This window comes from Roseococcus sp. SDR, assembly GCF_019083995.1.
Taxonomy (GTDB): Bacteria; Pseudomonadota; Alphaproteobacteria; order Acetobacterales; family Acetobacteraceae; genus Roseococcus.
Genome location: NZ_JAHRCU010000023.1, coordinates 36,579 through 59,455, shown reverse-complemented (window position 1 = coordinate 59,455; position 22,877 = coordinate 36,579). Strand labels below are relative to the sequence as shown.

Sequence of the window (22,877 nt, the reverse complement as noted above, 5' to 3'; positions counted from 1 at the left end):
CGGCCGCCATGCCGCATGTCCTGACCCTGATCGCCCCGCCCGGCGCGCTCGCGCCCGCCCATCTCAACGCCGCCCGCGCGGCGCTCACCGCGCTCGGCGCCGATTGCGAGGCCGCCGAATGGCTGGCCGAGGCCGAAGCCGCCGACCTCCCCTTCACCGCGCTGGCCGCCGAGCAGGCCATCGCCGCCGTGCGCGGCGCGCTGGGCGAGGCGCCGCTCGACCTCATCGCGCAGCCCATCGCCGGGCGCCGCAAGAAGCTGCTGCTGGCCGATATGGACAGCACCATCGTCACCACCGAGACGCTGGACGAGATCGCCGCCTTCGCCGGCCTGAAGGAGAAGATCGCGGAGATCACCGCGCGCTCGATGAATGGCGAGCTGGACTTCAGGCAGGCGCTCACCGAGCGCGTGGGCATGCTGAAGGGCCTCGACGCCTCGGCGCTGGAAGAGACCTGGAAGGCCACGGAGCTCATGCCCGGCGCGCGGGAGCTGGTGGCGACGATGCGCGCGCATGGCGCGCATACCGCGCTGGTCTCGGGCGGCTTCACCTTCTTCACGGGCCGCGTGGCGGAGCTGGTGGGGTTCCATGAGCACCACGCCAATACGCTCTTGCTCGAAGACGGCAAGCTCACCGGCCAGGTCGGCCAGCCCATCCTGGACCGGGACGCCAAGCTGGCCGCGCTGAAGCGCCTGGCCGCCGCGCGTGGCCTCGCGCTCACCGAGGCGGCGACGGTGGGCGATGGCGCGAATGATCTCGCGATGATCCAGGCCGCGGGGCTCGGCGTGGCCTATCGCGCCAAGCCCAGCGTGGCGGCGGCGGCGCGGCACCGCATCCAGCATGGCGATCTGCGGGGGCTGCTCTTCGCGCAGGGCTACAAGGCGAGCGTGTTCGTGGGCGGGTGAGTCCCGGGCCTTTCGCAGTTACAAAAAGGAGAAGGGGCCTCCGGCGGCCGGGGCCGAGAGGCCCCGGACCCCAGGAGTGGGCGCTCGCCAAGCTCGGCAAGTGCGGCACCGGCCCAAAGAAATGGGGTCCGGGGCCTGAGGCCCCGGCCGCCGGAGGCTTTTTCTGGTCCCGTACGCCGGGCATCACTCAGCCGCCTAAGGCCCGCCACGCCACCCGCGCCGCGATGCCGTAGAGGCAAAGCGCGAAGCCCCAGCGCAGCGCGCGCTGCGGCAGGCGGCGGCTCAGCCGCGCCGCGGCGGGCGCGACCAGCATGGCCGGGGCCGCCAGCAAGATCAGGCCCGGCAGGCTGACCTGCCCGCCCGCCAGCGCCACCAGCGTGGCCGGGGCGGCGATGGCCAGGTTGAACACCGCCCCCGCCCCCACCGCGCGATGCAGCCCCACGCCGAACAGACCGAAGACCGGCCCGCTCAACGTCCCCGCGCCCACGCCGAGCGCTGCGGAGGCAAGGCCGATCAGCCCCGGCGGCACCCAGCCCCAGGGCGCACGCGGCAAGGCCCCGGCCGCCTGCGCGCCCAGCTCCAGCACCAGTGTGGTGGCGAGCGCGGCGGCGATGACGGCAAAGACGATCAGCGACAGCGCCGCCGGGGCAAAGGGCGCCAACACAAGCCCCAGCACCGCGCCCAGCACCATGGCCGGCAGCCAGGCACGCAGCAGCCCAGGTTCCACGCTGCCCGCCGCCGCATGCGCGCGCACCGCGGTCACGGCGGAGAGCAGGATCACCGCCTGCGCCGTGCCGATGGCCAGCGGCAGGCGCTGCTCCACCGGCAGATGCGAGAGAATTTCCAGCAGCGCCGGCACCGCGATCACGCCGCCGCCGATGCCGAGCAGGCCGCCCGCGAGGCCCACCCCGGCGCCCGCCAGCAGCAGCGCCACGAGGGTCCAGAGGCTCAGATCCAAGCCAGCCCCCCGGCGAGACGGGGGGGCCGGGCCATGCTCAGCCGCGCACCGCGGCCGCGAGCTCGCGCACCTGGTCCAGCACCTTGCGGACGCTGTCCGGCTTGGCGCGGCCCTGCTCGTCCAGCGACTTGGCGAGCGTGTCGATCAGGGCGCTCGCCACCACCGCGCCATCGGCCACCTTGGCGGCGAAGCCCGCCTGCTCCGGCGTGCGCACGCCGAAGCCAATCGCGATCGGCAGATCGGTATGCGCGCGGATGCGGGGAATGGCGGCGCGCAGCGCCTCGGGGTCCGCGCTGCGGGTGCCGGTGATGCCGGTGATCGCCACGTAATAGACGAAGCCGGAGGAGGCGTTCAGCACGAGCGGGAGCCGCGCCTCATCCGTCGTCGGCGCCACGAGGCGGATGATGTCGAGGCCCGCGGCCATGGCGCCGGGGGCCAGCACCTCGGCCTCCTCGGGCGGCATGTCCACCACGATCAACCCGTCCACGCCGCTCGCCGCCGCATCGGTGATGAAGCGCTCCGCACCGTAGGAGAGGATGGGGTTCAGATAGCCCATGAGGATCACGGGTGTGGCGTCATCCTCGGCGCGGAAATCGCGCACCATGGCGAGCGTGCCGGCGAGCGTGGCCCCCGCCTTCAGCCCGCGCTGGCCGGCGAGCTGGATGATCGGGCCATCGGCCATCGGGTCGGTGAAGGGAACGCCGATCTCGATCAGATCCGCGCCCGCGCCCGGCATGCCGCGCAGGATGGCCATGCTGGTGGCGGGGTCGGGGTCATAGGCCTCGAGGAAGGGGATCAGCGCGCCGCGGCCCTCGGCCTTCAGCGCGGCAAAGCGTGCGGCAATGCGGCCTTGGCTGCGCGGCTGATTCACGCTCCGCGGCTCCGCCGCTCCACGATCAGACGCGTTCACAGCTTCACTCCCAGATGGCCGGCGACGGTGAAGATGTCCTTGTCGCCGCGGCCGCACATGTTCATCACGATCAGCGTCTCGGCCGGCAGGGTCGGCGCCACCTTCAGCACATGCGCCAGCGCATGCGCGGGCTCCAGCGCCGGGATGATGCCCTCGAGGCGCGAGCAGAGCTGGAAGGCCTCCAGCGCCTCCTTGTCCGTCGCGTTCACGTATTGCACGCGGCCGAGCTCATGCAGCCAGGCATGCTCGGGACCGACGCCGGGATAGTCGAGGCCGGCGCTGATCGAATGCCCCTCCAGGATCTGGCCGAACTCATCCTGCAGCAGGTAGGTGCGGTTGCCGTGCAGCACGCCGGGGCGGCCGCCGGTCAGGCTCGCCGCATGGCCCGTCACCGTCTCGATGCCGTGGCCGCCGGCCTCCACGCCATGCATCTGCACGGAGGGGTCGTCCAGGAAGGGGTAGAAGAGGCCCATGGCGTTGGAACCGCCGCCGATCGCCGCCACGAGCAGGTCCGGCAGGCGGCCCTCGGCCTCCTGCATCTGCGTGCGGGTCTCGGCGCCGATGATGGACTGGAAGTCGCGCACCATCATCGGATAGGGGTGCGGGCCCGCCACCGTGCCGATGCAGTAATAGGTGTCCTCGACATTCGCGACCCAGTGGCGCAGCGCCTCGTTCATCGCGTCCTTCAGCGTGGCCGCACCCGAGGTGACGGCGACGACCTCGGCACCCAGGAGCTTCATGCGGAAGACATTGGGCTGCTGCCGCTCGACGTCGGTGGCACCCATGAAGACGGTGCAGGGCAGGTTGAACAGCGCGCAGGCGGTGGCCGTCGCCACGCCGTGCTGGCCGGCGCCGGTCTCCGCGATGATGCGCTTCTTGCCCATGCGCTTGGCGAGCAGGATCTGGCCCAGCACGGCGTTGATCTTGTGCGCGCCGGTGTGGTTCAGCTCATCGCGCTTGAAATAGACCTTGGCACCCTTCCCCGGCTCCGCCTTGGCGCGGCCATGCTCCGTCACGCGCTCGGCGAACCAGAGCGGGCTCGGGCGGCCCACGTAATCCTTCAGGAGGCGGCGCCACTCTTCGTCGAAGGTCGGATCGGCCTTGGCCTTGGCATAGGCGGCCTCGACCTCGAGGATGAGAGGCATCAGCGTCTCGGCGACATAGCGGCCACCGAAGCCGCCAAAGCGGCCGGCGGCGTCCGGGCCGCTCTTGTAGGTGTTGGGCTTGAGGAGCTGGTTCAACGGAGACATCCCGAAGTCTGGCGTGTGGCCTTGGTCATATAGAAGGCGCGGGCTTTTCCCAACCCCTGGCGGCGGCGATGAAATCCCGGATCAGGCCCGCATCCTTGACCCCGCGCGCTCGTTCGACTCCGGAGGAGACATCCACCCCCGGCGCGCCGCTCGCCGCGATCGCTTCGGCGACGTTGCCGGGCGTGAGGCCGCCGGCGAGCAGCCAGGGGCGCGGGATGGAGGCTAACCGCGCCAGGCGCCACTCGAAGGGCGCGGCATTGCCGCCGGGCAGCACGGCATCGGGCGGCGGCTTGGCGTCCAGCAGCAGCCGGTCCGCGACGGGCGCATATTCCGCGATCTGTGCGAGATCGGCCTCGGTCGCGATGCCGATGGCCTTCATCACCGGCACCCCGAAACGCGCGCGGATCGCGGCGACGCGCGCCGGCGTCTCCTCGCCATGCAGCTGGATCACGTCGAGCGCAGCCGCGCCCAGGGCCGACTCCAGCAGCGCATCCTCGGGGTCCACGAAGAGGCCGACGCGGCGCGGCCCCCCTTCCAGGCTGGCCGAAATGCCACCGGCCTGTTCCGGCGTCACCGCGCGCGGCGAAGCGGGAAAAAAGACAAAACCCACGAAATCCGCGCCCGCATTGGCCGCCCATGCCAATGCCTCGGGCGTGTTCACCCCGCAGATCTTGACCTCGATGCTCACCGGGTCAGGCCCGCCGTGATGGCGGCGGCGGCGGCACCAGGGTCGGCGGCCCCGGTGATCGGGCGGCCTACGACGATCCAGTCGGCACCGGCGGCCACCGCGTCCTCCGGCGTCGCGATCCGCATCTGGTCGCCCGCGGCGCTGCCCGCGGGGCGGATACCCGGGACAACCAGCATCGGCGCCTCGCCCAGCGCGTCTCGGATCAGCGAGACCTCCCGAGGCGAGCACACCAGGCCATCGGCGCCCGATTCCATCGCCATGCGGGCGAGGCGCAGCACCTGCTGTGCCGGGCCGCCGGCCACGCCGACCGCGCCGAGCTGCTCGGAGTCCATGCTGGTCAGCACGGTCACAGCCAGCAGAATGGGGCGCGCGGCCCCCGCGCCCTCGGCTGCCTTGCGCGCGGCGCTGATCATGGCTGGCCCACCCCCCGCATGCAGCGTGAGCATGGAGGCGCCCAGCGGGGCCAGTGAACCCACGGCGCCCGCGACCGTGTTCGGGATGTCGTGCAGCTTGAGGTCGAGGAAGACCGGCGCATGGCTGGCGAGACGCGCCAGCGCGGGTGGCCCGGCCGCGCAGAACAGCTCAAGGCCCAGCTTCACAAGCCCGGCGGAGGGCGCGACCTGGCCTGCCAGCGCCTCGGCCGTCTCCAGCTTCGGGGTATCGAGGGCGACGATAAGCCGGCCCTTCGGGCCTGTCGGGCGATGCAGCATGACTCGGGAACATTCCTCAGCGCGGCTTGGCGGGCCTGGGATCGCGGCTGGCGAGTTCGGCGTCAAGCAGGGCGGCGGCCTGGCGCAGCTGCGCGGCACTGCGTCGCGCCGGAAGATGCGCGAACCAGACCGTCAGCGCGCCGGCCAGGAATGTGACAAGGCAGGGTGCCAGGATGGCTTGCCAGAGCGGAACTTCCATCACCCAGCCTTCGGGCCAGATGGTGACGGCGACGGGTTGCGGATTGGCCAGCGCGAAAAAGGCCAGCCCTGCCGCAAGCAGCGCCGGCAGCAGATAGGCGATCACCCCGCGTCGCCAGGGTCCTGGCCGCCATTGACCCTGGCGCGCAGCTCCTTGCCGGGGCGGAAATGCGGCATGCCCTTGCCGGCCACGGCCACGGCCTCTCCCGTGCGGGGGTTGCGCCCCTGGCGGGGATCGCGCCGGCGGGTGGTGAAGGCCCCGAAGCCGCGCAGCTCCACACGATCCCCGCGGGCGAGGGCGGCGCTGACTTCCTCGAAGATGGTGCCGACGACGGCCTCCACGTCCGGCAGCCGCAGATGAGGGTGCTGCATGGCGAGATGCGCGATCAATTCGCTCTTAGTCATGATTCCCTCAAGGCTTGACCGTCTCGTATAGCATGCCGAGTTGCACGCTTTTGCAAGGGTTGAGTGGCGTCTCACCGGGGAAGAACATGCCCCGGCCACCATCCTTGCGCCCGCAACATGGCAACCCCGCCTTCCCAGAAGCGCATCGAGGCCATCGAGAGCACCCGCTCCGCCGCGCCGCGGGGGTCGAGGTCACGCAGGCGGAGATCGGCGGGGAGGCTGTGCGTTTCGGCCAGCCAGCGCCGGGCCTCTGCCTCGCCGCCGATGGCGTCCACGAGGCCCGCCGCCACGGCCTGGCGGCCGGTCATGACGCGACCATCGGCAATCTCGCGCACGCGCTCCTCCGGCATGTTGCGGCCGGCGACCACCATGGCGACGAACTGGCTTTGCATGTCCTGCACGACGGCATTGAGCGAGGCGCGGCCCTGCTCGGTGAGCGGACGGAAGGGGCTGGGCTGGTCCTTGAGCGGACCTGAGGTCAGCGCCTCGGCGCGCAGGCCCAGCCGGTCCATCAACTCCGACACCTCGAAGGATTGCAGGATGACGCCGATCGAGCCCGTCAGCGTCGCTTCGCGCGCGAAGATGCGCTCGGCCGGGAGAGCCACCATGTAGCCGGCAGAGGCCGCGGTGGCGCCCATGACGGCGACGACGGGCTTCCCCGCCGCGCGCACGCCGCGGATCGCGGTATGGAAGGCCTCGCCGCCGGCCACGGTACCGCCGGGGCTGTCGATCGAGACCAGGAGGGCGCGCACCTGCGAGTCGCGGCCCGCACGCTCGACCAGCCGGACGAGTTCGCGATTGTCGGTGATGGTGCCGTTGAGCGGCAGCCGGGCGATGTGCTCGCCGCCCAGCGCCGGGTTCTCGGGCAGGCTGTCCGCCATCAGCGCGGCGCCGCCGAGCACGGCGCCCAGGATGAGGGCGGCGCGCCAGAAGCCGAGTTGCCGCTTCAGGCGACGACGATCGAGAAGGAGATCAGGCTCAAGGGCCATGGGATGCTGCATCCGTCCGAGGGTGCCGCTGACATAGGGTCACGCATGCCGGCTGCGAAGACAGGAAAGGTCACCCAGGGCGATGGACAGGCGGCGCCGCTGGCGCTATGCACCGCGCCACCAAGGGCGCCGACTTAGCTCAGGGGTAGAGCAACTGATTCGTAATCGGTTGTAAGACCTGTTGTCTGAGTGGGTATCTTGCTGGTAGATTGTTGTCCGTTTCGCTCCGTGCTATCGAGCGGAAAGCCAGGTTGTGCTAAGGGCCGCAGTAGCTCAGGGGTAGAGCAACGCATTCGTAATGCGTGGGTCGGGGGTTCAATTCCCTCCTGCGGCACCACCACCTCAGACAACATTTCAGACAACAGATGTTGTCAAATCCCCTCACTTGGCGGTGGTTCTTCGCTTCCGCTTTGGCTTCGTGAAGGGCGGATTCGCACCCACCACACCACTGTTGATGATGGAATTGAGGGTGACAGAAAGGTCTTTGCGACCCGAACCCATCATGGGGTCAATCACCATCTCATCAGGATTCGGCAGCCTGTCGCCCAGGGCCTTCCGCATACGTGCCCCGAGTTTCGCATTCGTGGGAGCGGCTGACAGGACATAGTGGCGCTCTCTGACAACGCTCAATGTCTCATCATCCTCAACCTTCAACTCGAACATGCAGAGCTTGCCGTCTGGCATAATCTGCACGGACACGGGTCGAGCAATCGTCCCTGGGAATTTTTGTTGGCAGACAGCCAAATCCTGCATGGTCTGGACCACGGAAATCTTGTCCGACCCACCCTTGGCCTGAACGGGTATCACGTAGCGCAGGCCATCCGAATCGACGGCGATATAGACCTCATCAATCTCGACCTGACCAAACCCCTTGGCCGTGGTTCTGAGGTGGTTCTGAAGGCTGGATGTCGTCAGAGCCAAAAAGACATCCAGAAGCCTGTTGTATCTGATGATAGCCAAGGCTGCCTGTTCATCGGACAATGAGTATTGTTTGATGATTTCAGGAGTTGCATCAGGAATGTTAATGGCCTCCAAGGTCACATCAGGAATGATTTTGGAAGGCTTTGCCAGCTTGAAGAGGTATTTGCTCCGACCATTCAGGTCGAGCCGCCATTCAAAACCCTCTGGCTGGGTATCCAAGATTTCCTTGGGGAATGGCTTACGAAATCTAAAGCTATAGAGGATATCACCATCATTGCCAGCCTCATCCATTCCGAGGGCTATAGCAGTAGCCTTCAATTCTCGTCTATTGAATGGGATTGGAAGACTTGGATTTGATGGGTCGAAGTGCTTAAAGAATATGGCCGATATCACACTGTTGTAGAGGTTCCCAGCCTTTGCGGACGTGGGTTCCTCTTCAGGTATTATCTCTATCGGTTCTATATCGTCGGACACGTCATCCCCCATGATTTCTCATGGGGAGCTTAGCTAGGCATCCACCTCTTCGGTAGCGGTAAACAGGTCGCGGTTCCGAGTGCGCGGAGCGATGGCCCTGCCCTGCACATTGAAGTGTTCACTCGCTTGGGTCAGGTCCATCTGAAGCAAGGACACAGGACCAAGCTTGATGGCCTTGGTTGGCCGTGTCGGTTTGCCATCCATAGCCGCCATAACGGACGAAGCAACGGCATGAGCCAAGGGAGGCGGAACGCTGTTCCCGACCTGACGGAACCCGTGCCACTTCGTCACGTGCATGCGGAACCAGTCGGGATATCCGTGCAGGCGCTGCGCTTCCCTGACCGTGATGCATCGAGGGAAGGCGTAGTGGATGGGCCTGGGTGCGGAGAACGCGCCACGGTCGGTGTTCGTGCCAGCTCGTAGCGTGTTGCAGAACCCATCGGGAGCCAGCTTGAAGAAGCGGCTCACAGGTTCAGTGTCGCCTGGTGTTGTAGCGAGAAATCGGCTTCGTGATAGGTCAGTGTGCGATGCCCGCAGGCTGCCCGTCAGCACCCCTTTGTCCCACACCCGAGGATGGGAAAAGTCGGTGTCGTCGTTCAGCAGACCGCGCATCTTCATGGCGTATCTGGATGGGTTTCCGAGATGCGTCTTCACGGAATCCGTGTGAACGAGTTCAGGGAAATGCTCTGCATTTGGAATGTCCCCCAATGCATCCCCGCACGTCACACGCTCCAAGGACGGGCGTGGGTATCGCGGTGAGCGGTTTCCTGTCCGAGTTCCGATGAGGAAGAGGCGCTCACGCTTTTGAGGAACGCCGTAATCCACGGCATTCAGCACTCGCCACGGCTGAAGGATTTTATATCCATGCTCAAGGAACGCATCGACCATCTCTTCGAGGATGGCCGAGTGAGGGGCGATGGTGATGCCCTTCACATTCTCGAACACGAAGTGCTTCGGACGGAGTTCCGCGATGATGCGGATGAAATCAAGGACGAGGCTGTTCCGAGGGTCATCGAGAACCCTCTTTCCCATCATCGAGAAGCCCTGACACGGAGCACCACCGAACACCACGGCAATCTCTGCATCACCGATGTTCCCAGCCTTTCGGATGTCAGCACCTGACACCTCAGAGACCGACTTGCAGATGATGGCCGTGTTCGGGAAGTTGAACGCATGGACGGCGCAATGAACGGGGTCGATTTCCACGGCCACACGCACGTCGAACCCAGCTTGCTCGAAGCCCAGGGACATACCCCCAGCACAGGCGAAAAGGTCGATTCCGATTGGCCGCATGATTGTCACCCCTCAACCATCACTGACACCAGAAAGCCTGGTGCGCCTAGCCTCCCTCCACCTCTCCACCGCAGATGCCTCATCCCCTGCCACGGGATGCCTGAGGGTCACCCTCCGCATAATCATCACCTCCGGCTCACCAACCCCACACCAATAATCGCCACGGCATACCGCAACCCAACCAGCCAGGCCCATGCCATCCAGGGCACTACCAGCAGCAGCAATCTCCTGCGGACTGGGGTCTGTGGCTCTCCCAATCCACGAGTGCCGCCCGTCCTCAGCGAGAATCATCCAGCGCGATTCAGGGCGTGGTTGGTCATCCTTCATGTGGAATCCCATAGCGCACCGCACGGCCGAGGGAGAGGACCTTCTAGCGCTGCGTCTGCGGCCCAGGGCCGAGATTGCTCGGGTGGCGGGGGAGGTTCGGTTCCTTGGCGAAGACGTGACAGTCCTGGGACAAGACGGACAGTGGCCCACGAGTTTAAAGGGCACGAGTTCCTGAGGCGCGGCCCCTCGCACCCCCGACCGCCTGCCTGGAGCCACACCGTCGAGGGCATCATCGGGTGGGCGGAACGCGAGGTGATGCGAGACCAGAAAAAGAAGGGTTAAGCATTGGGGACCTGGACCCCCAGCCAAACCAGTAAGCCCTTATTTTTCAACACTCACCACGGGCATAGTGGGACAATTGGTGGGACAAGGCAAGGGACAGAGGCATCGCGCTCGCATTGCTTCACCGCCTCCATGTCAACGGACTTGAGATAGTTCGCTGGCGCGCAAAGCGGGCTTTTCCACTGGTATGCTGGCACCCCGCGTGCCTGATATGCTCCTGCCCATGAAGTGGCGCGACCGAAGCATCGAAGAATTGGCTGACATGGTCTGTGGCAACTACGACCAGAACGCCCCTTTCTTTTTCCCCTACCGCGCAAGCAGTGCGCTGACGCGGTTCTTCAGGGATGCCGACACAGACTTTCGGCATGATGGGAGCACGCGGGCGGCCTGGGTGGCCTCTGCCCTGACTGAAATCCTCAACGAGCCTCAGCCCGATGCGAAGACACCGCCCGACGCTTTCCTGCGAGTTCTGACCCGACTGATGGACCTCGGAGACCGCACAGTTCACGACACTGAAAAGCGCGAAAACGCGCTGAGAGTCATCAATGTGCCGCTCGGCAGGGAGGGCTACGAGGCCTTCTACGCAGATAATGGCAAATGCTACCTACGACACGTCGGAACTCAAAGCGTCATCGCCAGTGCTGCCAATCCACACCGTCCGTTCAGTAGGCAGGAGGAAGAGAAACGGGCGCAGCTTGCCGCCTACCTCGACAAGGCATCTGAGGACGAGTTCATAGGCGAGGTACTTCTACCGATGCTGCGGCAAGTTGGCTTTCACCGCATCACATCGGGCGGACACAAGGATAAGGCACTTGAGTTCGGAAAAGACATTTGGATGCGCTATGTTCTGCCCACACAGCATGTCCTCTATTTCGGCATTCAAGCAAAGAAGGGAAAGTTGGACGCCTCAGGGATTACCAAGCAAGGCAACGCCAACATATCTGAAATTCTGAATCAAGCACAGATGATGTTGGCACACGAGGTGTTCGACCCCGAACTGAACAGAAAGGTTTTGGTCGACCATGCATTCATCGCGGCGGGCGGGGAGATAACCAAAGCCGCCAGGGAGTTCATAGGGCAGGCCCTAGATAGGCATAAGCGTAGCCAAATCATGTTTATGGACCGAGAAGACGTCATGAACTTATTCATTGTCAATAATGTACCGCTGCCACGTAAGGCAATTCACAAAAGCCCCAAGCAGCTCGATGATGATATCCCATTCTGATTGGAGTAACCTTGAAACCTTGACGCAATCCAAAGTTTTGTCCCTACTACCTTCACTCCAATACCAAATTTAAGGGGCCTTGATTTTTCAAGGCTACTCACTTTTTTCTTTTGTTTTGCCGTACAATGCATATAATGGGTTATGAAGTGCGCTGATTGAGAAGGTTTTCACATCATCTCAACCAAGTTTCTTCAAGTGGTTCAACCATCCCTAGAAAAGACCAGACATGAAGGACTACCCGACGCGCCTCACTGACACAAATGTAATGGTCGTGATGGCTGTTGTCCAGCCTTTTGCTGTGGAATTGGAAAAGTTTTCCATCTTTTTTTCTTGGGATGCAGTCAAGGGAACTCTGATTTCCCTGGGCGGTATCCGTGTCGCCACATAGCAAAATTCAACTTAAAACTGAACTTCTGACCGTTCTGACTCCTGCCAGCGGTGCTGCGACCACGCCCTTCCTCGGGAAAGTCTTCACAAAAACCGTGGATGGCGCCCTCGAAGACAAGGTTCCGCCGCTGAAGTGGTACGATGCGCGGTCCATCCCCGTCACCTCAATCACGGACCTTCATCGCGAAATCGTCGGGCTGGCCACAGGCCAAACCTCAGCCGCCCTGATTGCTGGCACGCTAACTGAGCCGTCCCAGGACCGACGCATCCGCCGCCTGAAGGACAAGACCATCGTGGACCAGCCATCGCGCGTCCTAACGGAGGACCGCGACAAGTTCCCAAATCTACAGGGCCTTGACCCCAGAGTGGATAGTATGGCCGCCGCTCGATGGATGGACGGATTCCTGCCCCCATCACTGCGCGTGGCCACTGCATCGCACGCCTGGTCCTCGTCCTGCTGCGTGAGGTCGGGGAGCCAGGTGCCCGCCACTCTGTCGGCGGCTGTGCGGCGCATAGGCAATCGCCCGATGGATGAAGCCGAACGCGTCCTCATCCTGAAAGGCCTGGACCGATGGGTCCGCGCGGCGATGGAGGCAGCGGGCATCGATATGGGCAAGGGTGGCATCGACCACCGCACGGGCTTCGCCGTCCAGCTCCAGTACATCTCCCCGCCCCGCCTGCCCGAGGATATGGACGACCCGCTCGGTGACAGGCGCTGGCTGCTTCTCGACGGCGAGGCCGACGAGTTCGACGTGGACGCGGTCCTGGCGGAACTCGCGCCCTTCATCACCGAGGCAGAACAGCCAAGGGAAGTCAGGAGGCCGAGAGCAAAGCGACGTGCCTCGGAGCCATTCGTGGTCCCTACCCTGCCCGACGATGTGGCTACAAAACTGCGGAAACCCGAAGGGGCGATGGTGCTCCCCTTGGATGTCGCAGCGGTTCTGGCGAGGCGGACCAGCATCCTGGGCAACCGCGCCGCGTTCCATCTCCACCGCGAGAAATGCGCGCTGATGCAGGGCTACGCCCGCATCACCCTCGACCTCATAGAATGGGTCCGCGCCCGCGTCGCGTGGGGCAAAGACCACGCCGAGCTTCGCGCGTGGCACGTCGCGGGAGGTGTTCCTGAGGGTCAGCGGAACTCGTTCATGCTCGCCCTGCATTCGTGCCTTGCCTATGCGCTCGATGGACAAGGAACGAGAGACCGCAGCTTCCGCGAGACCGTGACGGCCGTCGCCGAACTCTGTGTCTCCCGTGAGTGGCTTGACAAGGAATGGTGGGGCAGCGGTGCCCACAGGTCGGTCACCGAGCGCATCCACCGCCACGGCGCGGGCGAGACCGTGGATTGGCAGGGCGCGGCGCGGTCGCCGATGTACTCCTATAGGCCCGCGACCATCCGCAGCCTGCTCGGCATCAGCACGGTCGAGTGCAAGGCTCTCGGTCTCGGGGGCCTCGGTGACCGCGCCGCACGACTACAGGCGAAACGCAAGCAGTCGGGAAGGAAGACCCGCGCTGACCTCGCGGCCGAGACGGCTGAAGTCATCTCTCGCGCACACGCGATGAGAGCCAAAGGAGCTTCCATCAGAGCGACCGCAGAGGCTGTGAGCAGGTCCGAGGCCTGGGTCAAGAAATACACGATTGGGTTGACAATTCATCACACTGAAAGCCGCAGAAAACCGCAAAACAGCCTGGCTACTCCGTGTGCACCTCTAAAGGAGTTGGTAGTCCATAGGGAGGTAGTACTCTCTAACTCTGAGGTTGGTACTGGGAATCAGATTCCTGATTTCTCTGTTGAGGTCATTACGTCCGCGCGCGAACCGCGCCGACCAGGGCGTCAGCAGGCCCCAGACCGCATTCTGGACCCAACCATCCCCATCCCGCTCGGCCCACTCCCACCCCCAAGTTGGGCGAACGAGGGGCGCACGGGGAAGCGGCGTAAGATTCATGCCTGGATTTCGGGGGCTGGTGTGGCCCTGCGCTGGAAGCTCTGCGACGTGCCTGGCGACCCCGCCGCGTTCCACGATGCTGCGGAAGCCGTTCTGGAGCCGTACAGGAAGGCGCTGAGAGTTTTTGAGGCGTCTCAGGTTGCGGAGGCACGGATGACCGCTCAGGACCGCTCCTACGTGACCTGGGCGCATTCTGTGGGGCGGATGCCCAACCCTGTCCTGACCATGCCAGCAGAGCCCGACCCAAGCACGGTGCCTGGCACCCAGGACTGGTGGGCCACGAATTGGAAGAAGCTCATCCGCATCCTGCGCGGCAGAGACTGGCGGCAGGGACTGGAGGAGTTCCGCCGCACAGAGCCGCTGGCCTTCTCCGTGCTGGTCATGCACGTCCCGACAGTGGAGGAAGAGGCCAAGGCCGTTGAAGCGGAGAGAGACCGCGAAATTCGGATTTGGGCCAAAGAGCAGAGTAAACGGGAGAACAAAAAGCACTCCTACCACCGCTTCCATCGCGGCTTTATGGGCGTAGCGACGGGCTGATATTTAAAATAAGACCGGACAATCCGCCCAATCCACGATATGTTTGGTTAGTTTGTGGTTAGTTCAAACTTTGGGGGGGGGGGGGGGGGGGGGCGAGGCGGGCGGAAGTCACGGACGAGACAATCATTGAGGCAGGAGAAGCTCTCAGGACTGCGGGCGAAGTGGTCACGGGGTGGGCGCTAAGAATGCGTGTGGGCGGCGGCAAGACTACCCGCCTCACCTCAGTGTGGCAGCGCCACTTGGCAGGCCTGGGCGAGGCAGGTGCACAGACAGACGCGGCTGGCCCGCATGCTATTCCAGCAGAAGCCTGGGGTGCGCTGACACGCGATGTGGGCCGAGGCCTGAGCGAACTCCTTCGGGATGCCATGGCAGGCCTGGATGGACAGGTAGCGAATATTCTTGCCGCTCGCGACCAAGCGCATCACGAGGCGCTGCGTGAAGCCACCAGGGAGGCTGAGGCGGTCATCGAACGCCTGGAGAGTCTCCTGCACCAAGCGGAAGACCGCGCCACGGAAGCAGTCGCACGCGCTCAAGTCTCTGGCTCACGGGAGGCCGACATGGCCGTCAGAGTTGAGCGAGCCGCCGCCGAGGTCAGCGGCCTTCGCCAGGAACTCTCTGACGTTCGCGCTATGCTCCACGCAGCCCAGGCCGCTGAGGCATCCTTGAGGAGCCAGGTGGATGCGGCGCGCAAGGAAATCGACATGGCCATCGCCGCACGGGACGAAGCAATGTCGAGGGTCGCAGCTGCCGCTGTCGCGGAGCGGGCTGCCGAAGACCGAGCCCGTGACGCACTGGAGCGAGCGGCACGCGCAGAAGGCGCACTGGAGGCCCTGCGCAGCGACCGCACCCGCTGAGTGCTCCCCACCCTGATACGGCCCAAGCAACGCGGCATTAGTTAGGTTTGGTTAGGCATGACCCAACCTAATCTAACTCAGGCACCTCAAGCCTGAAAGAATGTGTTGGTACGTTCAGATATCCGCAAAACGGCGAAAAATTTTTCCCTCCGAAAGTGGCAAAGACCCCCGATTTCATTGAGCAAAACCTGCTTTGGACAACGCCTTACAATACGGCGTTTTAAGACGTAGCTTTCTGCCGTCATCCATCACTTTCAAACAGTGACAACCAAATAATATTTGTTTTTGACTAAAAGACCGGCAATCTGCAAATCAGTAAACTATACTTCCTTCTATGGGACTTTGGTTGTCTGGTTTTTGGTGGTGCGAGCCATGCTTCTTGTTTCACAAGAATCAGCTCGCCAGGGGGATTTCATCCCCCGTGGACCCCCAGGAAAGCCCCTCCAGTAATGGGGTGAAGACAACCAAGGCCCCTGGTCGGGAAGTGGAAAACCATCGCTCCAGACCATCGGAAACGGGTCAGTACGGGACAGTAAATTTGTTGCCTTTAGCGCAAAACTTTGCCCCTGCTTTTTTAGAGGTATTGGGAGATGGAAATACTGGACTGGAGAGACGAACGAATTCTACGACTCGCGGCTCAGGGGTTTGTGCATTTCGTCGCCGTCAGCGAGGCAGCGGCAGCCTACCGCAAGGCCATTGATGAAGCCTCAGACGAGCGGCCACGCTTGGCCGCTTTGGGCGCCGCGCAGCTCTGCCGATGGCAAGCGCATGCGGCCCTCACCTTCCACGCGGCGGATGGTCGGACGCTGACGGACATCGAGGTTTGCGAGGGTTTGGCCTGCACTCCCAGCGACGCGCCACGCGAAGCTGGCCTGCTCTCAGGCGTTCCCATCGAGTCCCTGGTCGCCAGGGTGCGGCAGGTGTCACAGATGCACCTCGCCACGAGGCCACTGACCGACGCACTGGTGGAGGATATGACGACGAGGTGGGAGGCGCTGCGGTATGCCGTCGCGCAGTTGATGGTCGCAAAAAGGGAGGCACGGCCATGACCACAACCGACACCTCCACACGCTGGGAACATCCTGGCGACGGCATCCTGCGTGCGTCCTGGGACGTACCGCGCGGAACTCTGACTGCAGAGGTGGAGTTCCTGACCATCCAGGGTCGGCTCAAGCTGACCATGAACCGAGACGGCATAGTGATTCACGAGGTCGAACATCCCGACCTCGTGCAGGCGATGGAGGACGCAGACCGCATCGCCGCCCGTGCTCGGGAAACGGACGTGTGATGACTGAGGCCCTCTCGCCCAACTCGGCTGCGGAGGAACTCGACGAGTGGGGGATGCCCATGGATGCTGCCCCTACACCATCCGTTCAGGCGCTTTCGCCGATGGCGAAACGCCAACCCGTCCCAGGACCGCAGCGGACCAAGGCAAAGCGGAAGAAGCGCGCCCCCAGGGCCGTGGAGGGCGAGCCACGGTCCAGACCATTGGGTATTCGCCTGCATCCACGCGAACGGTCTGCCCTGCTCGCTGCCGTACGGCGGGCACGACGCGATGACGTATCGGCTTGGGCGCGTGAAGTGCTTCTCGCTCATGCCGCGAAGGAAGACATACCACACGTGGGGGACGAAGCGTTGCAGGAACTCCTGCGTCTTCGGCGAGACCTGAACTCTGGTGTGGGGAACAACCTGAACCAAGCGATGGTCTGGGCAAACCGAGAAGCGAAGATGGGCCGCGCGCCCGACCGCGCACGGCTGCTGGAGGCGGTCCTGGCCGTGCAGGCGGGCGTCGAGGAACTGCGGCGGGATTTGGAGAGGGTTCTGCACCCGAGGGGGCGACGATGATTATCAAGTCCTCCCGCCTGCCAGCGCGTGTGGGTGCGAAAAGCACCGCACAGCACGTCCTGCGTGGTCCCGCGAACGAAGAAATCACGCTGCTGCGCGGCGCGGAGCAAGACCTGCACGACTGGGTTCGAGACGCGCGGAAGCGAAAGAAGGAGTTCGCTATCCGTCATTGGAAGCTCTCGCCCGAGCAGGACATCACTCCCGAGCAAGAAGCCGAGGCCGTGGCGGCACTGGCGGCGGAATTTGAGTTCGACACTGAACGCGTCGTCCTCATTCGGCACAAGAAGCCACGACATGATGGTGCTGCCTCGGAGTTCCATCTTCACCTGCTCGTGCCCGAGGTGAATCCGCTGACGGGCAAGGTTCTTTCGACGCGCTGGGATTACGCGAGGCACGAGAAGGTCAGCCGCAAGCTGGAGGTAGCGTGGGGACACGATATCGTCCCAGGACGCTTCAATGCACCCGTGCTCGATGCCCTGGCGGCTGAGGGAAGTGGCGAAGTCGCGGACTATCTGCGCGCCGAGGGATTGCAGCCCGATGCCCGTGCGGAGAGCGCCTGGCCTGATGGGCTGCACAACGAACTCGGGCGGCGAGCCAGGCGGTCAATGCCTGGGGTCGAGCGTGATGTGCGCGATGCTTGGACGCTGGCGGGCGGCGATGTTGCAGCGTTCCAGGACATACTGAGCGAAAGCGGGCTGCGCGCTGTGCGGGGCGACAAGGCATCGCGCTGGGTCGTCGAGGCTCAGGGACCAGACGGTTCGTGGGCTTTCGCGGGGGCGTTGCATCGACTCGTTCGAGTGAAGAGCAACGCGGTCAACAACTTCATGCGCGCCGAGGTCGACGCGCCAACAACAGGTTGCTTCCTGCCAGAGGCAGGAACAACGGGGAGGAAGAACAATGGACGACGACACGAACGACAGGCGCTGGAGCACCCACGACTTCTCGGAGATGCTCGCGGGGATGGTGGACCCAGCGACGCTGCGAACTCTAGACGCGCGAGGTATGACGCCTGCATACGCAGCATCGCTGCACGCAGCCGAGAAAGCAAACCTGCTCATGGCGCTCCTGGACATGGCGGAGGAGCACGCGGGGGAGACTTCGCTGGACCGCATCGAGGGGCTGCTCGGCGAAATGGTGGAACAGCAGAAAGTCACGAACGAGAGGCTGAACGCGCTGGTGCTCTTGTTCAGCAGCAGGGCGAACCGCGAAGCGGCATGGAACGAGGCCAAGCAACTGGCAGACGAGACTGTGCCGCAGCGCAAGCCCCGCGTAGCCAAGAGGACAGAGCACGACGACTCAGACGACTGATTGACGTCGCGGCCATCCAAGGTCGGTTTGGGCTGCCCCAGGACAGGGCCAGGCTGCTGACATGGAGCGAGCAGGTCCGAGGTCCAGTGAAGCGCGTCGCGCGCGTGGAGGGCGTGGCAAGTCGCACCATTCGCGTGGCCGAGCCTGAACCAGACTTGAGGTTGAGGCGCGAGCGTTTTCGCCTGGTGCTCCTACGGCAAGCCTATCGGCTGGACTACTGGCTGCCGCCCGAGGCCATCGTAAACGTGAGGCGGATAGACAGGGACAAGGCGGGTGCGTGGCTGCTGCTGACGCTCTGGTCGGGGGCGCAGTTGCTCGATACGGGGGACCGCATCACGGTTCGCGGCAAAGCCGACGATGTGGCCATCTCCGAGCTGGTGTCTTGTGTCCAGCGCAGGAGCTGGGCGAGTGTGGTCGTGACGGGTGATGACGAGTTCCGTGCCAACGCGTCGCGTGAGTTGCTGGCGCGCGGCATCGAGGTCGAGGATTGCCCGTTGTCCTGGGACGAGCAAGAGCGCCTGCGTGAGCAATTCAGGGCAGAGACAGAGATGGCCCCTGCCCGCGTTGCAGAACCGCAGGCTGCCATCGGCTTCAGGATATAGTTCGGGCGCTCCCTTCTCTGATTGGCCGTGGTAATCGTTTGCCATGACGCCTGCACAGTTCGAAGCTCGCTGGAAGCATGACCTGGCTCATGCAGAAAAGACTCTCATCAAGGATGGGCATGTCTCCCCGCTATTCATCATCGTAGGCGCAGATGGGACGACACGCTTGTTGCCCGCCTCCTTCGTGGACGACGAGACCAAGGCCAAATTCATGGACCTCGCGCGGCTCACTGCCATCTCAGTGGACGCGGAGATGGTCCTGCTCCGAGCGGAATCATGGGTTGTCCTGGGACAACTGCCCGAGGGCGTGTCTCCGTCGCAGTCAGACCGCAGGGTTGAGGTCATGTCGGTGGCTGGTTCCGCGCGGGTGGCCAAGCGTATCGTCCATCGAGCCAGCCTGCGCGAAATCGTCCGTGGCGCGGATGCCAGGCCCACGGGCCTGAAGGACATCGCGCTTCCGAAAGGGAAGGTCGACACGGCGGGGCCGATGTTTGAGCTGCTCCCACCCAAAAGGCCAGATGCAGGGCAGCAGGCGCTCGCGGCGGCGATGGTTCAGGTGATGCAAGAGCGGGCTGGCTTGCCACTGAGTTCTTGAAGAATCTCTTGCGCTAACCGACAAATCACAGCTCACGCTGGATGGGTCCAAATGAACGCAAGTCGCCTTCTTGAAATTGTGGAGCGCATGCGGGCCACGGAAGCCCACGGCGGCTTGCAAAACCTTCTGGTAAACTCGGTTATGTCGAGCCTCCAGAACCTCGTCAGCAGCCCCAACTCCCCACAATGGCAGACAAGTCTGCGCGACGGATTGACCCAGCTGTCAGATGCGCAGACGGCAGCCACCAAGTCTTTGGGGCCAGAAGACCGCAAAGCATTTGCGGAACTGCGCGGTGCGGAATTTCTCCTCAATGATTTAGCCGAGATGGTAGATGGCGTTGTCCAGGCGAACGCCGCTACGCTTCAAGTCGCCGCAAACGAATTAGCCCCGTTCATCCAGCGCCGCGCGGATTTCCTGACTGGCTTGGACGCACTGTCGAGGCATTTGCGCGAGCTTGGGCTGGAAGAGCCGCCCCTCGAAGCGGGTGAAGCGGAGTTGGGTATCCGCCTTCCACGGACCGTTTTCTCGAACTCGCTCGATGGCCTGCAACAGGAACTCAAGACCATCAACCGCATCATTCGCGCGGTTTCCGAGGCCGTTTCTGGTAGTCCCGATACAGCCGAGGTGCGGCGTATCTCAACATCCGACCCACTTTTCACGCTGGGCCTACCACTCGCCACCATACTGGCGATTGGGAAGCTGGTGACATGGGGGCTGGGGGTTTGGAAGCAGGTCGAGGACATTCGGCTGGTTCGCGCACAAACACGAAAGCTAGACATCGAGAATTCAGCGGCTTTGGCTGAAATGTATGAAAAGGCGATTGAGAAGAAGGTGAATGGCTTGGTTGAGGCCAAGGTCCGCGAAATGTTGGGAGTTCGGTATGAGGAAGCTGGTCGCGCGCAGGAGCAGCGCACGGACTTGACGCAGGTATTGGGCATTCTCCTCGACCAGTTGCAAAAGGGCATCACGATTGAGGTTCGCCTCGGTCCACCGCCGCCAGAGCAGGCGGATGGCGAAAGAGAGGATGAGCAGGGACGGGTTCGCAAAGCCAACTATGCTGAGCTCGCGGAGGTCAGGCAGAAGCTTTTGTTCCCAACGTTCTCCGATGAACCACTCAAGTTTCTAGCCAAGCCAGCGAACGACGACGCCGCACAAGGCACAAGCGAAGATACCGGCGATTGATTGGGGGCGGGCTTCGTCCCTAAAACGGACATGCACGCCCTACGTCCTGTGAGCCCGTAACACACAATCAACAACACTAAAACGTCAATAAATCGAAAAAGCCCTGCCAGATTTACTGGCGGGGCAGACCCCGATTGGGGGAACAGGACTCATAGTCAGAAGTCTAGTGCTTCCTTCTAACCCCCTATGGGGAAACAATACCCTACCCAGGGAGTAGCTCGAAACATCCCTGCATTGGCGGGGAAAACCCTGGGTCATCTGCATATGGAGCAAGCAAAATCCCTTGCTCTGAGTGAAGAATGTCAGATAACGCACCGCAGGTCAAATGTTATTTTCATCCTTTTCGTTTATTTTTCGGATTTGTCAACTAAAAAAGTGCATCGATAAGGCGTTTCCTTCTGCTGTCGAAGTTAAATTATGAGCATTTGACTTGCATGGCGAGGTGGTACACTTGGCCTACTTAACCATCGTGGAGCCAACCATGCGCTATATCCTGAGATGTCTCCAAGCCCTCTGCCTTACAATTCTCGGCTTTCTGGGAGGCCTTGCCCGACGATTGGCTGGAGCGGGCCCCTCGGTCCCTCTTGCCCCGCCCGAACCCGCATCGGCCGCCCCGAGGCCTACTGAACAAGCGCCGAGCAGCAAGTCCACTCTCTCGGCGCTGGAACTTGCCTCGGCAGCGCGGCGAATAGCTCACCGGCTTCTCGGCGACCGCGATGCCACAGAGTTGCTTGCTTCCATTCCGCCGCCCCTCGCACATCAACTCCGCACGATGTCGGATTTTGACCTACGAGAACTTCTGCGCCAGGACCTGGATGGATTAGCTCGGCGCATAGAGGGTGGCCGCCTCAGTTCGCCACGAGCGGCTCGACGCGTATCGGACGAGCGGGCGATTCACGGCGGCGTTGCCCCCGCTTCGTCCTGGGACATCGCGCCACGCATGCCTCGAATGGCGAACGCTAGTCCGCTCGGTCTCTGACAGCCGCGAGTAGGCGATGAGTGTCGTCTCGCGCCTGGAGGTCTCGGTCGTCGAGCTCTTCCTGGAGGAGGTGCATCTGCAGTTCGGCGAAGCGCAACTTCGCGCGCGATTCATGAAGTTCCGCTTCGGCAGCGTCGGCGCGACTAGCTTCTTGCGTGGCCAGCGCCGCATAGTAACGAATCCAGCCAGCAAGCCGCTCGCGGTCTGCCTCATCGAAGCCGCGGCCAAGGCCCGAAATTAGCGCGGCCGCACTCGCCGAAGCGACCGAGGACATCAGGGATTCAATTTGAGCAATCTCTCGCATCAGCAACCTCCAACATCAATATACAGCACAACATATCGGAAATCAGCTAGAAAATAGCGAACGATAACTCAAATTATAGCCATCATCTTTACTCGATGAGCCACGAAGCCTCCCCACCCAGAAGAGACTTCGCCCTATTTGCCTCACACAACAAGCCTTTTATCGCAATACACAATAGGAAAATTCTCAATCTCACAGAACCCGCCGCCAAATAAATCGGCGGTTCCCACTCTGAAGATAAGCCCATCATTTATTTCAGAATTTGAGAAGCAATTAGTTAAATCAAATCCGCTCACTTTATCAAAAAAGCCGCCTTGGCTTCACGAATTGACGAAAATACACCACTCGAAAACTGAAGGTCAGGCTCAAATATGGATGCATTCTGCGTCCTTATTTTGGAAATCACTTCGAATTTGGCCGGCTTATTGCGAAATGATTCAACCATCTTCATGATTATCTCAGCCAAATCGAGCGGGCCTATTTCACAAAAATTCAGCCTGGGCCTGCTAAGATACTGACCGCAAACTCTATTATTCGCGAATGTGCGCCCAATAAGATGAGCAGAGCCTCGCCGCTCGCCGGTGTAGACCTGAATTTCTACTTCATCGGTCAGCGCCTCCATACAAATTTGACCAGCATCTTCAATGACACTCCTAAATGCCGCGCCAGGAGCAAAGCAAATCTCATGCTTCTCTCTTTTCAACATCCTCTCTACGAGGTCGCAATAAGGTATGACTGGCATTTCGATAATCTCCTATCTTGAATTCATCGGCAATATCGCCGATTGCATATCATTTATCCTGCAGTAA

Annotated in this window: 24 protein-coding genes, 1 tRNA gene and 1 pseudogene; 15 read left to right on the top strand and 11 right to left on the bottom strand. The window is 62.8% G+C overall.

The window, feature by feature from the left end; translation table 11 throughout:
* Positions 1 to 8 precede the first annotated feature (8 nt).
* On the top strand, positions 9 to 902 hold the full coding sequence (gene serB, locus KTR66_RS20975; RefSeq protein ID WP_213616091.1) for a phosphoserine phosphatase SerB: 894 nt from the start codon (positions 9 to 11) through the stop codon (positions 900 to 902).
* 187 nt (positions 903 to 1,089) lie between these two features.
* On the opposite strand, the gene KTR66_RS20970 is transcribed toward serB, so the two are convergent.
* The 8 genes from KTR66_RS20970 to sppA all read right to left on the bottom strand — a co-directional run bounded on the left by KTR66_RS20970 (position 1,090) and on the right by sppA (position 7,010).
* Positions 1,090 to 1,860: a sulfite exporter TauE/SafE family protein gene (locus tag KTR66_RS20970; RefSeq protein WP_213616089.1), complete on the bottom strand. Its 771-nt coding sequence runs from the start codon at positions 1,858 to 1,860 to the stop codon at positions 1,090 to 1,092.
* A 37-nt stretch (positions 1,861 to 1,897) separates the two neighbouring features.
* A complete protein-coding gene (gene trpA, locus KTR66_RS20965) occupies positions 1,898 to 2,731 on the bottom strand; it encodes a tryptophan synthase subunit alpha (protein ID WP_213616087.1) in 834 nt (277 codons plus the stop codon).
* A 35-nt stretch (positions 2,732 to 2,766) separates the two neighbouring features.
* The gene (gene trpB, locus KTR66_RS20960) at positions 2,767 to 4,020 is read right to left on the bottom strand and encodes a tryptophan synthase subunit beta (protein ID WP_213616085.1); all 1,254 of its coding nucleotides are present in this window, start codon (positions 4,018 to 4,020) and stop codon (positions 2,767 to 2,769) included.
* Between the two features lie 25 nt (positions 4,021 to 4,045).
* The gene (locus KTR66_RS20955) at positions 4,046 to 4,708 is read right to left on the bottom strand and encodes a phosphoribosylanthranilate isomerase (RefSeq protein ID WP_213616083.1); all 663 of its coding nucleotides are present in this window, start codon (positions 4,706 to 4,708) and stop codon (positions 4,046 to 4,048) included.
* A complete protein-coding gene (gene pyrF / locus KTR66_RS20950; RefSeq protein WP_213616081.1) occupies positions 4,705 to 5,418 on the bottom strand; it encodes an orotidine-5'-phosphate decarboxylase in 714 nt (237 codons plus the stop codon). The genes KTR66_RS20955 and pyrF overlap by 4 nt, the downstream gene beginning before the upstream one ends.
* A gap of 16 nt (positions 5,419 to 5,434) precedes the next feature.
* Positions 5,435 to 5,722, bottom strand: coding sequence for a LapA family protein (locus tag KTR66_RS24930; RefSeq protein ID WP_213616079.1), 288 nt, complete (start codon positions 5,720 to 5,722; stop codon positions 5,435 to 5,437).
* The gene (gene ihfB, locus KTR66_RS20940; RefSeq protein WP_213616077.1) at positions 5,719 to 6,021 is read right to left on the bottom strand and encodes an integration host factor subunit beta; all 303 of its coding nucleotides are present in this window, start codon (positions 6,019 to 6,021) and stop codon (positions 5,719 to 5,721) included. The genes KTR66_RS24930 and ihfB overlap by 4 nt, the downstream gene beginning before the upstream one ends.
* A 71-nt stretch (positions 6,022 to 6,092) precedes the next feature.
* Positions 6,093 to 7,010 carry a signal peptide peptidase SppA gene (gene sppA, locus KTR66_RS20935; protein WP_213616075.1) on the bottom strand — a complete coding sequence of 306 codons (918 nt, stop codon included), beginning with the start codon at positions 7,008 to 7,010 and terminating at the stop codon, positions 6,093 to 6,095.
* A gap of 262 nt (positions 7,011 to 7,272) precedes the next feature.
* Between sppA and KTR66_RS20930 the strand changes: the two genes are divergently transcribed.
* Positions 7,273 to 7,347, top strand: a tRNA-Thr gene (locus KTR66_RS20930).
* A gap of 44 nt (positions 7,348 to 7,391) precedes the next feature.
* Here the strand turns inward: KTR66_RS20930 and KTR66_RS20925 are convergent.
* Both KTR66_RS20925 and KTR66_RS20920 read right to left on the bottom strand, forming a co-directional pair.
* Complete coding sequence (locus KTR66_RS20925) at positions 7,392 to 8,417, bottom strand: hypothetical protein (protein WP_213616073.1); 1,026 nt, start codon at positions 8,415 to 8,417, stop codon at positions 7,392 to 7,394.
* Between the two features lie 21 nt (positions 8,418 to 8,438).
* Complete coding sequence (locus KTR66_RS20920; RefSeq protein ID WP_256437639.1) at positions 8,439 to 9,698, bottom strand: DNA cytosine methyltransferase; 1,260 nt, start codon at positions 9,696 to 9,698, stop codon at positions 8,439 to 8,441.
* Between the two features lie 832 nt (positions 9,699 to 10,530).
* Here KTR66_RS20920 and KTR66_RS20915 point away from each other — a divergent pair.
* The 13 genes and pseudogenes from KTR66_RS20915 to KTR66_RS20865 all read left to right on the top strand — a co-directional run bounded on the left by KTR66_RS20915 (position 10,531) and on the right by KTR66_RS20865 (position 22,005).
* Positions 10,531 to 11,532 carry a hypothetical protein gene (locus KTR66_RS20915; RefSeq protein WP_213616069.1) on the top strand — a complete coding sequence of 334 codons (1,002 nt, stop codon included), beginning with the start codon at positions 10,531 to 10,533 and terminating at the stop codon, positions 11,530 to 11,532.
* A 226-nt stretch (positions 11,533 to 11,758) separates the two neighbouring features.
* Positions 11,759 to 11,920, top strand: a complete 162-nt coding sequence (locus tag KTR66_RS20910; protein ID WP_213616067.1) for a hypothetical protein — start codon at positions 11,759 to 11,761, stop codon at positions 11,918 to 11,920.
* 526 nt (positions 11,921 to 12,446) lie between these two features.
* Positions 12,447 to 14,399: a hypothetical protein gene (locus KTR66_RS20905; protein WP_213616065.1), complete on the top strand. Its 1,953-nt coding sequence runs from the start codon at positions 12,447 to 12,449 to the stop codon at positions 14,397 to 14,399.
* A 365-nt stretch (positions 14,400 to 14,764) separates the two neighbouring features.
* On the top strand, positions 14,765 to 15,253 hold the full coding sequence (locus KTR66_RS20900) for a hypothetical protein (RefSeq protein ID WP_213616063.1): 489 nt from the start codon (positions 14,765 to 14,767) through the stop codon (positions 15,251 to 15,253).
* A 590-nt stretch (positions 15,254 to 15,843) separates the two neighbouring features.
* Positions 15,844 to 16,302: a hypothetical protein gene (locus tag KTR66_RS20895; RefSeq protein ID WP_213616062.1), complete on the top strand. Its 459-nt coding sequence runs from the start codon at positions 15,844 to 15,846 to the stop codon at positions 16,300 to 16,302.
* The gene (locus tag KTR66_RS20890) at positions 16,299 to 16,541 is read left to right on the top strand and encodes a hypothetical protein (protein WP_213616060.1); all 243 of its coding nucleotides are present in this window, start codon (positions 16,299 to 16,301) and stop codon (positions 16,539 to 16,541) included. Before KTR66_RS20895 ends, KTR66_RS20890 begins: the two co-directional genes overlap by 4 nt.
* On the top strand, positions 16,541 to 17,098 hold the full coding sequence (locus KTR66_RS20885) for a hypothetical protein (protein ID WP_213616058.1): 558 nt from the start codon (positions 16,541 to 16,543) through the stop codon (positions 17,096 to 17,098). The genes KTR66_RS20890 and KTR66_RS20885 overlap by 1 nt, the downstream gene beginning before the upstream one ends.
* Positions 17,095 to 17,517 (top strand): annotated as a pseudogene (locus KTR66_RS25345) (relaxase/mobilization nuclease domain-containing protein); the annotation flags it as partial. The gene KTR66_RS20885 and the pseudogene KTR66_RS25345, both read left to right, overlap by 4 nt.
* Before the next feature lie 478 nt (positions 17,518 to 17,995).
* Positions 17,996 to 18,406 (top strand): hypothetical protein, encoded by a 411-nt coding sequence (locus KTR66_RS24925; RefSeq protein ID WP_249732318.1) that lies wholly within the window; start codon positions 17,996 to 17,998, stop codon positions 18,404 to 18,406.
* An 86-nt stretch (positions 18,407 to 18,492) separates the two neighbouring features.
* Positions 18,493 to 19,008, top strand: coding sequence for an LPD7 domain-containing protein (locus KTR66_RS24920; RefSeq protein WP_371819188.1), 516 nt, complete (start codon positions 18,493 to 18,495; stop codon positions 19,006 to 19,008).
* Positions 19,009 to 19,051: 43 nt separating this feature from the next.
* Positions 19,052 to 19,603, top strand: a complete 552-nt coding sequence (locus KTR66_RS20875) for a hypothetical protein (protein ID WP_213616054.1) — start codon at positions 19,052 to 19,054, stop codon at positions 19,601 to 19,603.
* Between the two features lie 51 nt (positions 19,604 to 19,654).
* The gene (locus tag KTR66_RS20870) at positions 19,655 to 20,785 is read left to right on the top strand and encodes a hypothetical protein (protein WP_213616052.1); all 1,131 of its coding nucleotides are present in this window, start codon (positions 19,655 to 19,657) and stop codon (positions 20,783 to 20,785) included.
* A gap of 995 nt (positions 20,786 to 21,780) precedes the next feature.
* Entirely contained in the window at positions 21,781 to 22,005 is a 225-nt protein-coding gene (locus KTR66_RS20865; RefSeq protein ID WP_213616050.1) for a hypothetical protein, read from the top strand.
* A 355-nt stretch (positions 22,006 to 22,360) separates the two neighbouring features.
* On the opposite strand, the gene KTR66_RS20860 is transcribed toward KTR66_RS20865, so the two are convergent.
* Complete coding sequence (locus KTR66_RS20860; protein ID WP_213616048.1) at positions 22,361 to 22,810, bottom strand: hypothetical protein; 450 nt, start codon at positions 22,808 to 22,810, stop codon at positions 22,361 to 22,363.
* Positions 22,811 to 22,877 lie beyond the last annotated feature (67 nt).